General features: G+C 62.9%; 10 protein-coding genes. 8 read left to right on the top strand and 2 right to left on the bottom strand.

The annotated features are described in order from the left end of the window. Positions 1–393: leucine zipper domain-containing protein (locus BVH03_RS21700; RefSeq protein ID WP_143486056.1), on the bottom strand; the 393-nt coding region annotated here is incomplete at its 3' end. A 374-nt stretch (positions 394–767) separates the two neighbouring features. Between BVH03_RS21700 and BVH03_RS21695 the strand changes: the two genes are divergently transcribed. Both BVH03_RS21695 and nagZ read left to right on the top strand, forming a co-directional pair. Continuing rightward, positions 768–1472, top strand: coding sequence for a TetR/AcrR family transcriptional regulator (locus BVH03_RS21695; RefSeq protein ID WP_013792001.1), 705 nt, complete (start codon positions 768–770; stop codon positions 1470–1472). Positions 1473–1620: 148 nt separating this feature from the next. Next, a complete protein-coding gene (nagZ, locus tag BVH03_RS21690) occupies positions 1621–2619 on the top strand; it encodes a beta-N-acetylhexosaminidase (RefSeq protein WP_177344934.1) in 999 nt (332 codons plus the stop codon). Between the two features lie 168 nt (positions 2620–2787). Here the strand turns inward: nagZ and mfd are convergent, their stop codons facing one another. After that, the gene (gene mfd, locus BVH03_RS21685) at positions 2788–6231 is read right to left on the bottom strand and encodes a transcription-repair coupling factor (protein WP_075963130.1); all 3444 of its coding nucleotides are present in this window, start codon (positions 6229–6231) and stop codon (positions 2788–2790) included. Positions 6232–6383: 152 nt separating this feature from the next. Between mfd and BVH03_RS21680 the strand changes: the two genes are divergently transcribed. From BVH03_RS21680 to nqrE, 6 genes are all read left to right on the top strand, one after another. Further along, positions 6384–7832, top strand: coding sequence for a glyceraldehyde-3-phosphate dehydrogenase (locus BVH03_RS21680; RefSeq protein WP_075963129.1), 1449 nt, complete (start codon positions 6384–6386; stop codon positions 7830–7832). A 354-nt stretch (positions 7833–8186) separates the two neighbouring features. Next, positions 8187–9524 carry a Na(+)-translocating NADH-quinone reductase subunit A gene (locus BVH03_RS21675; protein ID WP_075963128.1) on the top strand — a complete coding sequence of 446 codons (1338 nt, stop codon included), beginning with the start codon at positions 8187–8189 and terminating at the stop codon, positions 9522–9524. A gap of 2 nt (positions 9525–9526) precedes the next feature. Further along, positions 9527–10738, top strand: coding sequence for an NADH:ubiquinone reductase (Na(+)-transporting) subunit B (locus BVH03_RS21670; RefSeq protein ID WP_075963127.1), 1212 nt, complete (start codon positions 9527–9529; stop codon positions 10736–10738). After that, positions 10731–11516, top strand: coding sequence for a Na(+)-translocating NADH-quinone reductase subunit C (locus BVH03_RS21665; RefSeq protein WP_075963126.1), 786 nt, complete (start codon positions 10731–10733; stop codon positions 11514–11516). The genes BVH03_RS21670 and BVH03_RS21665 overlap by 8 nt, the downstream gene beginning before the upstream one ends. 3 nt (positions 11517–11519) lie before the next feature. Then, complete coding sequence (locus BVH03_RS21660; RefSeq protein ID WP_075963125.1) at positions 11520–12188, top strand: NADH:ubiquinone reductase (Na(+)-transporting) subunit D; 669 nt, start codon at positions 11520–11522, stop codon at positions 12186–12188. 1 nt (position 12189) lies between these two features. After that, positions 12190–12798 carry an NADH:ubiquinone reductase (Na(+)-transporting) subunit E gene (gene nqrE, locus BVH03_RS21655; RefSeq protein ID WP_075929407.1) on the top strand — a complete coding sequence of 203 codons (609 nt, stop codon included), beginning with the start codon at positions 12190–12192 and terminating at the stop codon, positions 12796–12798. Positions 12799–12801 lie beyond the last annotated feature (3 nt).

Genomic DNA, 12801 nt, shown 5'->3' with positions numbered 1-12801 from the left:
GGCGTTGGGATATTCGTAGCGCACCACTGCAGGGGCGGGCTCCAGCTCGGCCAACCGATGAAAGCCCGCTTGTTTGAGACGGCGCGCAACGGTACTGACGGCCACGCCGAGTGCCAGCACGATCTGTCGGTAGGTATGGCGAGATTGGCGTAGTTGAATCAGTTGTGCGATGAGGTCGATTGCCGTCTCATGAGGGCATGAATGCGGACGTGACGAGCGATCCATCAGGCCGGCCTCGCCCTCCTCACGAAAGCGCCTGAGCCATTTGTAGGCGGTGCGGACACTGACTCCTGCGGCTTGTGCTGCATCTTCGACACGTAATCCATCGAGCATGCGCTGCACGAGAAGGGCTCGACCTCGAGGGGTAAGACGGGCATGTTTATGCAAGTTCATCCGGGGCTCCTGGAAGGCTGTGTTGGTCGCGCTTCCAGAATTCCGGGAACGCCCCGGATGAACAACCTACTGAGAGATCACACCTAGTCCATGCCCGTGATTTTTCGCGGGCATGGCCCGCTCCCACAGTTAGAGATCGCGCGGCCGTTCCCGCCACTTAGCCGCCAAAGTCGACGAACCTGGGCTTGAAGATTATGAACAGGTTCTACGGGCCGGGCAGCGGATGATCAGTAGCCTTCGAGGCGCCGGAGAGCGTGGTTGCGTGCGACGCTATCGCCAAATGATGACTGAGCATCCAGAATACGCCTTGCGCGACTTGACAGTGACACGCGCTGAAACGTATGTTTCAAACACTTGTTTGTCTGGTGGGTGTCATGGCGCAATCTGAAACCGTTGAACGCATTCTCGACGCTGCGGAGCAGTTGTTCGCGGAGAAGGGCTTCGCCGAAACGTCGCTGCGCCTGATCACCAGCAAGGCCGGGGTGAACCTGGCGGCCGTCAACTATCACTTCGGCTCCAAGAAGGCCCTGATTCAGGCGGTGTTCTCGCGTTTTCTCGGGCCATTCTGCACCAGCCTGGAGCGCGAGCTGGACAAGCGCCAGAGCAAACCTGGGGTCACCTTCAGCCTCGAGGAGCTGCTCGAACTCCTGGTCGAGCAGGCCCTGGCGGTCAAGCCGCGCAGTGGCAACGATCTGTCGATCTTCATGCGTCTGTTGGGCCTGGCATTCAGTCAGAGCCAGGGCCACCTGCGTAAATACCTCGAAGAGGTCTACGGCAAGGTGTTCCGCCGCTACATGTTCCTGGTGCATGAAGCTGCACCCGGTATTCCGCCTCTTGAGCTGTTCTGGCGTGTGCACTTCATGCTCGGTGCAGCGGCGTTCAGCATGTCCGGCATCAAGGCACTGCGGGCCATGGCCGAGAGCGACTTTGGCGTGGACACCTCCATCGAACAGGTGATGCGCCTGATGGTGCCCTTCCTGGCAGCCGGCATGCGTTCGGAGAGTGGTGTGACCGATCCGCGCCTTGCCGCTGCGCAGCTCATTCCTCGCCACAAAAGCCCGCCCATCATCAAACCTTGAGTCAGGGGCGTCGCTTGCTCACGGCTCCTGGCTGCCCCTAAGCTAGCGTCCTTCGAGATAACCGCCCCACGGCCCGGAACTCTGGCCGGCACCAATGTCCCATGGGCGTGAAGCTTCTATTCAAGGAATACGCGTTGTGACGACTCCTCTGTATGGCTCCCTGATGGTGGACATCGCCGGTACCTGGCTGACCGCCGAAGACCGCCAGTTGCTGCGCCAGCCCGAAGTGGGCGGCCTGATCATCTTTGCCCGTAATATCGAGAACCCGCGCCAGGTGCGTGAGCTGTGCGAGTCCATCCGTGCGGTGCGTCCCGATCTGCTGCTAGCGGTGGATCAGGAAGGCGGGCGCGTGCAGCGCTTGCGTCAGGGCTTCGTGAAGCTGCCGGCCATGCGGGCGATTGCCGGTTGTGCCGACGCTGAGCAACTGGCACGCCAGTGCGGTTGGTTGATGGCCACCGAAGTATTGGCGGTGGGGCTCGATCTGAGCTTTGCCCCGGTACTGGATCTGGACCACGCGCGCAGCGCGGTGGTCGGCCACCGCGCGTTCGAGAGCGATCCCGAGCGCGCCACCCAGCTTGCGGGGGCTTTCATCCGCGGCATGGCAGAGGCGGGCATGGCCGCTACAGGCAAGCATTTCCCCGGCCATGGCTGGGCCGAGGCCGATTCTCACGTGGCGATTCCTACCGATGAGCGCAGCTTGGAGGAAATCCGCCAGAACGATCTGCGGCCTTTCGCGGCGCTGAGTCGTGATTTGGCCGCGGTGATGCCGGCCCACGTCATCTATCCGCAGGTCGACAGTCAACCGGCCGGCTTCTCGCGTCGCTGGCTGCAGGACATCCTGCGCGGCGAGCTGGCTTTCGACGGGGTAATCTTCAGCGACGACCTGTCGATGGCCGGCGCTCACGTGGTCGGCGATGCGGCCAGCCGTATCGAGGCGGCGCTGACTGCTGGCTGCGACATGGGCCTGGTATGCAATGATCGGGCGGCGGCTGAGCTGGCCCTATCGGCCGCGCAGCGTCTCAATGTCGTTGCACCCAACGGGCTTGCACGCATGCGTCGGCGCGCCTTCCCTGGCATCGACTATCGCCAGGATCCGCGCTGGGCGCAGGCGCTTTCGGCGTTGCGGGCGGCGCAGTTGGTGGAGTGAGCTTGAGGCGAGTCGCCGCGAAGTGACAGGGTAGGCAGTCTGTGGGAACGGGCCATGCCCGTGATTTCTTTCGCGGGCATGACCCGCCCCACAGAGTATTACTTTCGGCTGTGTCTGCTTTAGCTCAACCACAAACGATCAGGGCCGCATGAGCGGCCCTGATCGTTTTCAGCTCTTCACCGTCGCCAGAAGCCGCTCCATCAGTGCTTCCAGGGTATTGAAGCGTTCTTCGGCGCGCTCCATCGGTACCGAGAAACGGAACAGCGTGGCGCCTTCGAACTTGTAGCGGTTCGGTGCGCTCTGGATCAGCTTGATCAGCGTCAGCGGATCGACCGGCGTCTCCGCCGCGAATTCGATGCGCCCGCCTTGCGGCCCTGCATCGATCTTCTTGATGCCCAGCCGCTCGGCCTGCAGCTTGAGCAGCGTGATGCGCACCAGGTTCTTGGTCGGCTCGGGCAGCAGGCCGAAGCGGTCGATCATCTCCACCTGCAGCTCCTTGAGGCCGTCCTCGTCGGTGGCGTTGGCGATGCGCTTGTAGAGGATCAGGCGGGCGTGCACGTCCGGCAGGTAATCCTCGGGGATCAACGCCGGCACCCGCAGGTTGATTTCCGGGCCGCCACCCAGGGGCTGGTCGAGGTTAGGCTGCTCGCCCTTGCGGATCGACTTGACCGCGCGCTCGAGCATTTCCATGTACAGGGTGAAGCCGACCGCCTGGATCTGACCGCTCTGGCCGTCGCCGAGCAGCTCGCCGGCGCCGCGGATTTCCAGGTCGTGGGTGGCGAGCACGAAGCCGGCACCCAGGTCCTGGGCGTTGGCGATGGCCTCCAGGCGCTTTTGCGCATCGTCGGTCATCTGCTTGCGTGGCGGGGTCAGCAGGTAGGCGTAGGCCTGGTGGTGGCTACGGCCGACGCGCCCGCGCAACTGGTGCAGCTGGGCCAGGCCGAACTTGTCGGCACGCTCGATGATGATGGTGTTGGCGCTCGGCACGTCGATGCCGGTCTCGATGATGGTCGAGGCGATCAGCACATTGAAGCGCTTGTGGTAGAAGTCGCCCATCACCTGTTCCAGCTCGCGCTCGTTCATCTGCCCGTGGCCGATGCCGATGCGTGCTTCTGGCACCAGTTCGGCCAGATCCGCGGCGCATTTCTCGATGGTCTTCACGTCGTTGTGCAGGTAATACACCTGGCCGCCACGCAGCAGCTCACGCAGCAAGGCTTCCTTGATGGTCGGCTTGTTCTGCTCCATGACGAAGGTGCGCACCGACAAGCGCCGCGCCGGCGGCGTGGCGATGATCGACAGGTCGCGCATGCCCGACACCGCCATGTTGAGGGTACGCGGGATCGGCGTGGCGGTCAGGGTGAGAATGTCCACCTCGCTGCGCAGGGCCTTGAGGGCTTCCTTCTGGCGCACGCCGAAACGGTGCTCCTCGTCGATGATCACCAGGCCGAGGTTCTTGATCTTGACGTCGTCCTGCAAGAGCTTGTGGGTGCCGATGATGATATCGATCTTGCCCTCGGCGAGCTGCTCGATGGCGGCGCTGACTTCCTTGGCGCTTTTGAAGCGGCTCATCACCTCGACGGTCACCGGCCAGTCGGCGAAGCGGTCGCGGAAGCTATTGTAGTGCTGCTGGGCGAGCAGGGTGGTGGGGACCAGAATCGCTACCTGACGCCCGCCGTGCACGGCGATGAACGCCGCGCGCATGGCCACTTCGGTCTTGCCGAAGCCGACGTCGCCGCAGACCAGGCGATCCATCGGCTTGGCGGCGAGCATGTCTTCGCGCACCGCCTCGATGGCGCTCTGCTGGTCCGGCGTCTCCTCGAACGGGAAGCCGGCGCTGAAGGTTTCGTAATCGGCCTTTGGGTCGCGGAATGCGTAGCCTTCACGGGCGGCGCGGCGTGCGTAGATGTCGAGCAGTTCGGCGGCGACGTCGCGCACCTGCTCGGCAGCCTTGCGCTTGGCCTTCTGCCAGGTTTCCGAACCCAGGCGGTGCAGCGGCGCCAGGGCGTCGTCGCTGCCGGTGTAGCGGGCGATCAGGTGCAGGCTGGCCACCGGCACGTAGAGCTTGGCTTCCTCGGCGTACATCAGCGCGAGAAATTCGGCGGCCTGGCCGTCGAATTCCATGGTCACCAGGCCCAGGTAGCGGCCCACACCGTGATCGATGTGCACCACCGGCGCGCCTTCGCGCAGCTCGGTGAGGTTCTTGATCACGTTGTCGCCGGCATCACGAGTCTTCTCGCGGCGCCGACGCTGCATGATGCGCTGGCCGAACAGCGGGCTCTCGGCGATCAGTGCGATGTCGGCGAGCTGCAGGCCTTCATCGAGCGGCGCGATGGTGATGCCCAAGCGCTCCTTGCTCGCGCAGAACTGCGGCCAGCCCTCGACTTCCTTGGGCTTGAGCTTGAGCCGGGCGAGCAGCTCGAGCAGCACCTCGCGGCGCCCGGCGGACTCGGCGCAGAACAGCACGCGGCCCGGATACTCCTCGATGAAGCGGCGCAGCGCCGCCAGCGGCTCGCTGGTCTTGGCCTGGATCGCCAGGTCGGGCAGGGCGGCGGCCTCGAAGCGCGTGCGGCCAACGCCCGGCTCGATATCGTCGGCGCTGACCACTACGCGCGGCCAGTCCTTCAGGCGCGCGAAGCAGTCCTCGACCGGCAGGAAGATATCGGCCGGCGGCAGCAGCGGGCGCTCAGGGTCGACACGGCGCTCGTCGTAGCGGTTGCGCGCATCCAGCCAGAACTGCTCGGCAGCCTTTTCGATACCGGGCAGCGAGAACACCTGGGTGTCCTGGGGCAGGTAGTCGAAGAGGGTGGCGGTTTCCTCGAAGAACAGCGGCAGGTAGTACTCGATGCCCGCCGGGGTGATGCCGGTGGACAGGTCCTGGTAGATCGGGCAGCGCCGGAAGTCGACATCGAAGCGCTCGCGGAAGCGGCCGCGGAAATCGGTGACGGCTTTCTTCTCCAGTGGAAATTCTCGGGCCGGCAGCAGCTTGATCGACTCGACCTTGTCGATCGAGCGCTGGGTTTCCGGGTCGAAGGTGCGCAGGGTTTCGATCTCGTCATCGAACAGGTCGATACGGAACGGCTGCTTGCTGCCCATGGGAAACAGGTCGATCAGCGCGCCGCGTACGGCGAACTCGCCATGCTCGTAGACGGTATCGACATAGCGGTAACCGGCCGCCTCCAGGCGCGCGCGCATGTCACCGACATCGATGCGCTGACCAACGTCCAGCACCAGGCTGCTGCCCAGCAGGAAACGCTTCGGCGGCAAGCGATGCAGGGCGGTGGTGATCGGCACCACCAGCACGCCATGGCTCAGCGATGGCAGGCGATAGAGCGCCGAAATGCGCTGGGAGATGATGTCCTGGTGCGGCGAGAACAGGTCGTAGGGCAGCGTTTCCCAGTCCGGGAAATGCAGCACGGGCAACTCTGGCGTGAAGAAGCTCAATTCCTGCTCCAGACTCTCGGCGCTCTGGCTGTCGGCGGTAAGCAGCAGGGTGAAGCGTTTGGCGGAGCTGGCCGCTTCGGCGATGGCCAGGCTCAGCGCGGCACCGGGCAGGTTGCCCCAGTGTTGTTTACCGGCGGTGGCCGGCAAGGACGGCAGACGCAGTACAGGCACGGGTGGCTCGCGATTGGAAACGATTTGGCCCCCGATTGTAACTATCCGCGAGGAAGGCTGTCAGTGTTTCGACCGCTGCAGATTGCCGACCCACAGCTGGGTCGTCATAATGTAGCCCCTTTTTTCAGCCCCTACATGTGGAAGGTATTGCCGTGACTCAGAAGCCCGACCAGTGTCTTGGTGAATGGATTGACCGTGAAGCCCTCGCCGAGGCGATGATTCCGCTGATTGGTCAGCTGTACCGCAACAACAACGTGGTGCTGTCGATCCATGGCCGCAGCCTGATCAACCGCTCGGTCATCGAGATTCTCAAGGCGCATCGCTTCGCCCGTCACCGTCAGGCTGATCAGAACGGCCTGGCCGTTCACGATTCCTACGCGGTGCTCAAGGCCATGAGCGAGCTCAAGCTGGGCGCTGCGTCCGTCGACCTGGGCAAGATGGTCGGCAAGTTCAAGGCCGAAGGTAATGGCCGCAGCATCGAGCAGTTCGTCAAGGACGAGCTGGCCGACGTAGCCAACCAGCAGAACGCTTCGCCGCGCAAGGGCACCGACGTGGTGCTGTACGGTTTCGGCCGTATCGGTCGTCTGCTGGCGCGCATCCTGATCGAACATACCGGCGGTGGCGACGGCCTGCGTCTGCGTGCCATCGTGGTGCGCAAGGGCGCCGAGAACGACCTGGTCAAGCGTGCCAGCCTGCTGCGCCGCGACTCGGTACACGGCAAGTTCGATGGCACCATCACCATCGACGAAGAGAACAGCACCCTGACCGCCAATGGCAACCTGATCCAGGTGATCTACGCCAAGGACCCGTCGGCCATCGATTACACCCAGTACGGCATCAAGGATGCCCTGCTGGTCGACAACACCGGCGTATGGCGTGACGCCGAGGGCCTGGGCCAGCACCTCAAGTGCCCGGGCATCGACCGCGTGATCCTCACCGCACCGGGCAAGGGTGCGCTGAAGAACATCGTGCATGGCATCAACCATGGTGAGATCACCGCTGACGACAAGATCGTTTCGGCCGCTTCCTGCACCACCAATGCCATCGTGCCGGTGCTCAAGGCCGTCAATGACCAGTACGGCATCGTCAATGGTCATGTCGAGACCGTTCACTCGTACACCAACGACCAGAACCTGATCGACAACTTCCACAAGGGTAGCCGTCGTGGTCGTAGCGCCGCGCTGAACATGGTCATCACCGAGACCGGTGCGGCCACCGCTGCTGCCAAGGCGCTGCCAGTGCTCAAGGGCAAGCTGACCGGCAACGCGATCCGCGTACCGACGCCGAACGTGTCCATGGCCATCCTCAACCTGAACCTGGAGAAGGCCACCAGCCGCGAAGAGATCAACGAGTACCTGCGCCAGATGGCCATGCACTCCGACCTGCAGAAGCAGATCGATTTCGTCAGCTCCCAGGAAGTGGTCTCCACCGACTTCGTCGGCTCGCGCCACGCTGGTGTGGTCGATGCCGAAGCCACCATCGCCAATGACAACCGCGTCGTGCTGTACGTGTGGTACGACAACGAGTTCGGCTACAGCTGCCAGGTGATTCGCGTCATGGAAGACATGGCTGGGGTCAACCCGCCTGCTTTCCCGCGCTGATCGCAGCGCATCGCGCGACACCAGATGGGAGCCCTCGGGCTCCCATTTTTTTGCCCGCCGTTTTTGCCCAGCCGCTCGATGTCGGAGTCGGAGGGCAGGGTGGTGCAGCGTTATGTCGCCGTATGGCGAGCCTGTCGGCGTTAAATTCCTGTTGCGTTCTGTAACGGAAATCCGAAAAAAGCCGGCCGCCCGGGTGGCTTCGCGTTGTCGCATAACTCTATAATCCCGGCGATTTATTACCTGCGTTCGACATTGATCCACACCAGTAGCGATACTGGGGTGCGTCTTGCTTTGTGACTGACGGTTTGTCGAGCGTCATTCAAAAATTTATAAGCTCAGTGGTTAGGCCAACCTATGATCAAAATAAAACGTGGGCTCGATTTGCCCATAGCGGGGGCGCCGGCTCAGCAGATCGATACCTCGAGACCGGTGCGCAGCGTGGCTGTCATAGGCTTCGATTATCACGGGATGAAGCCCACCATGGCGGTACAGGTGGGCGACCGGGTCAAGCTGGGCCAGATTCTGTTCTCCGACAAACGCTCGGAAGGCATCCACTACACGGCGCCAGGTGCCGGAGTGGTGAGCGCGATTCACCGCGGTGAAAAGCGCGTGCTGCAGTCGGTGGTCATCGACCTCGATGGCGACGAGCAGGAAACCTTCGCCCAGTATCCGGCCGCCCAACTGGGCAGCCTGGAGCCCTCGCAGGTGCGCGACAACCTGCAGCAGTCCGGCTTGTGGACGGCGCTGCGTACGCGGCCGTTCAGCAAGGTGCCGGCAGTCGATGCCGTGCCGAGCTCGATCTTCGTCACCGCAATCGATACCCACCCCCTGGCTGCAGACCCTGCCCCGATCATCGCCGAGCATGCCGGCGATTTCGAAAACGGCCTCAAGGTGCTGGCTCGCCTGAGCCCGGTCTTTCTGTGCAAGGCGCCAGGCGTGAGCTTGCCGGGCGAGCAGGCCGAAGGTGTGCGCAGCCAGGCCTTCGCCGGGCCGCATCCGGCTGGCTTGCCGGGTACCCACATTCATTACCTGGACCCGGTCAGCGCCAGCAAGAGCGCGTGGAGCATCAATTACCAGGACGTCATCGCCGTCGGCAAGCTGTTCACCAGCGGCCAGCTGTGGGTCGAGCGTGTGGTCGCCCTGGCCGGTCCCGTCGTTGAGCGTCCGCGTTTGCTGCGTACTCGTCTGGGCGCCAACCTCACCGAGCTGACGGCAGGTGAACTGGCTCCTGGCGAGAATCGGGTGATCTCCGGCTCGGTACTCGGCGGTCGCACTTCACGTGGCGCCTGTGCCTATCTGGGGCGCTACCACTTGCAGGTGTCGTGCCTGAGCGAAGGTACCGAGCGCGAAATGCTGCACTACCTGCGTGCCGGGGTGAACAAGCACTCGATCCTCAACATCTTCGTGTCCAAACTCAACGCCGCCAAGCGCTTCGCGTTTTCCACCAGCACCAACGGCAGCCCGCGCGCCATGGTGCCGGTGGGCAACTACGAGGAAGTGATGCCGCTGGACATCCTGCCAACGCAGCTGCTGCGTTCGCTGATCGTCGGCGACAGCGAGATGGCCCAGCAGCTCGGCTGCCTGGAACTCGACGAGGAAGACCTGGCGCTGTGCACTTACGTGTGTGCCGGCAAATACGAATACGGTCCGATCCTGCGTGATTGTCTGGCCCTCATCGAGAAGGAGGGTTGAACATGGGCGTTCGCCAGTTCCTCGACAAGATCGAGCACAACTTCGAAAAAGGTGGCAAATACGAAAAGTGGTACGCTCTCTACGAGGCCGTGGACACTTTCTTTTATCGCCCCGGCAGCGTGACCAAGACCACCGCTCACGTGCGTGACGGTATCGACCTCAAGCGCATGATGATCACCGTGTGGGCCTGTACCTTCCCGGCCATGTTCTTCGGCATGTGGAATACCGGTTACCAGGCCAACCTGGTCTATGCGCAGAGCCCCGATCTGCTGGCCGCCCAGGAGGGCTGGCGCTTCGCGCTGATCGGTGCGCTGGGCGGCTTCGACCCGACCAGCCTGTGGGACAACTTCATCCAGGGGGCGGCGTACTTCCTGCCCGTGTACCTCACGGCGTTCATTGTCGGTGGCTTCTGGGAAGTGCTGTTCGCGTCCATCCGCCGTCACGAAGTCAACGAAGGCTTCTTCGTCACCTCCGTGCTGTTCGCCCTGATCCTGCCGCCGAGCATCCCGCTCTGGCAGGTCGCCCTGGGCATCAGTTTCGGCGTGGTGATCGGCAAGGAAGTGTTCGGCGGTACCGGCAAGAACTTCCTCAACCCGGCCCTGGTCGGTCGTGCCTTCCTGTTCTTCGCCTACCCCGCGCAGATTTCCGGTGACGGCGTATGGACGGCCGTGGACGGCTACGCAGGCGCCACCGCGCTGACCGCCATCGCCGATGGCGGCGTCAATGGCCTGGTCAACGACGGCCTGACCTGGACCCATGCCTTCATCGGCCTGATGCCGGGCTCCATCGGTGAGACCGGCACCCTGGCGATTCTGCTCGGCGGTGCGGTGCTGCTGATCACCAAGATCGCCTCCTGGCGCATCGTCAGCGGCGTGATGATCGGCATGATCGCCACCGCCACGCTGTTCAATGCCATCGCCTCGGACAACAACCCGCTGTTCGCCATGCCCTGGTACTGGCACCTGGTCACCGGGGGCTTCGCCTTCGGCATGATCTTCATGGCCACCGACCCGGTGTCGGCCTCCATGACCAATACCGGCAAGTGGATCTTCGGCATTCTCATCGGCCTGTTGGTGACCATCATCCGTGTGGTCAACCCGGCGTTCCCGGAAGGCATGATGCTGGCGATCCTGTTCGGCAACCTGTGTGCGCCCCTGATCGACCACTATGTGGTGCGGGCCAACATCAAGCGGAGGCTGGCGCGTAATGTCTAAGCTCAAAGAAACTCCGACTCGCACGCTGGTCGTCACCCTGGTGATGTGCCTGGTGTGCTCCATCGCCGTCTCGGCCGCTGCACTGATTCTGCGTCCTACCCAGCAGGAGAACGCTCTGGTCGACCGCCAGCGCGCGGTGTTGGTGATTGCCGAGCTGTGGCAGCCCGGCATGTCCAGCGACGAAGTGCGCGAGGTGTTCGCCTCGCGCGTCACGCCGCGCCTGGTCGACCTGCGCACCGGTGATTACAGCGACGACTTCGACCCGCATACCTTCGATCAGAACAAGGCGGTGGCCGATGGCTCGCTGTCCAGCCCCATCCCTGAGGGCAAGGACATCGCCTCGATTCGTCGCCTGGAACATTACGCAGTGGTCTACCAGATCGAGCAGAACGGGCAGATGGATCGCCTGGTGCTGCCGGTACGCGGCTATGGCCTGTGGTCGACCATGTATGGCTTCATCGCGTTGCAGAGCGATCTTGAGACCGTCGCCGGCATCGGTTTCTACCAGCACGGCGAAACGCCGGGCCTGGGTGGCGAGATCGACAACCCCAACTGGCAGGCCAAGTGGGTCGGCAAGAAGGTTTACCAGAACGGTGAGCCGGTATTGCGCGTGATCAAAGGCAGTGTCAATGCCCAGACCCCGCAGGCCGATTACCAGGTGGACGCCATTGCCGGTGCGACCATCACCGCCAACGGCGTGACCCACATGATCCACTTCTGGCTCGGTGAGGATGGCTTCGCGCCGTTCCTCAAGAAGCTGTCCGCAGGGGAGGCTTGATCCATGTCCAAATCCACTATGAAAGAGCTGCTGCTCGATCCGATTCTCAACAAGAACCCGATCGGCCTGCAGATCCTCGGCATCTGTTCGGCACTGGCGGTCACCTCCAGCCTGAGCACCGCGCTGGTGCTGTCCATCGCACTGACCCTGACCACGGCGTTTTCCAGCTTCTTTATCTCGATGGTGCGCCATCAGATTCCGGGCTCCATTCGCATGATTGCCCAGGTGGTGATCATCGCCTCCCTGGTAATCGTCATCGATCAGTTCCTCAAGGCCTATGCCTACAGCCTCAGTCAGCGCCTGTCGGTGTTCGTCGGCCTGATCATCACCAACTGCATCGTCATGGGCCGCGCCGAAGCTTTTGCCATGTCCAACCCGCCGGTGGCGTCGTTCGTCGATGGACTGGGTAACGGGCTTGGTTACAGCGCCATGCTGGTCGCGCTGGGTATCGTGCGCGAGCTGTTCGGTGCCGGTTCGCTGATGGGCGTGCAGATCCTGCATACCGTCAACAACGGCGGCTGGTATCAGCCCAATGGCTTGCTGCTGTTGCCACCGTCGGCGTTCTTCCTGATCGGCTTGTTCATCTGGGCCCTGCGTAGCTACAAGAAGGAGCAGGTCGAGAAGGTCGAGTACCGTATGGCGCCGCAAGTGAAGAACGAGGAGGCTTACTGATATGGAACATTACATCAGCCTGTTCGTCCGCGCGGTGTTCATCGAGAACATGGCGCTGGCGTTCTTCCTGGGCATGTGTACCTTCCTGGCGATTTCCAAGAAGGTCGAAACCTCCCTGATGCTCGGCCTGACGGTCATCGTGGTGATGGTCATCACCGTGCCGTTGAACAACCTGTTGTACGTCTATCTGCTCAAGGACGGCGCGCTGGCCTGGGCCGGCCTGCCGGAAGTCGACCTGAGCTTCCTCGGCCTGATTTGCTACATCGGCCTGATTGCCGCGGTGGTGCAGATCATGGAGATGGTGCTCGACAAGTACCTGCCTGCGCTCTACAACGCGCTGGGCATCTTCCTGCCGCTGATCACCGTGCACTGCGCCATTTTCGGCGGCACGCTGTTCATGGTCGAGCGCGACTACAACTTCACCGAAAGCGTGGTCTACGGTGCCGGTGCCGGGGTGTCCTGGGCATTGGCGATCGTGCTGCTGGCCGCCATCCGCGAGAAGCTCAAGTACAGCGACCCACCCGCCGGTCTGCGCGGCCTGGGCCTGACCTTCATCACCGTTGGCCTGATGTCGCTGGGCTTCATGTCGTTCTCCGGCGTACAGCTGTAAGGG

Source organism: Pseudomonas sp. PA15(2017) (assembly GCF_001945395.1).
In the GTDB taxonomy this organism is placed as follows: Bacteria; Pseudomonadota; Gammaproteobacteria; order Pseudomonadales; family Pseudomonadaceae; genus Aquipseudomonas.
The sequence above is the reverse complement of the archived record's forward strand: the minus strand, read 5'-3'. Positions and strand labels throughout refer to the sequence as shown.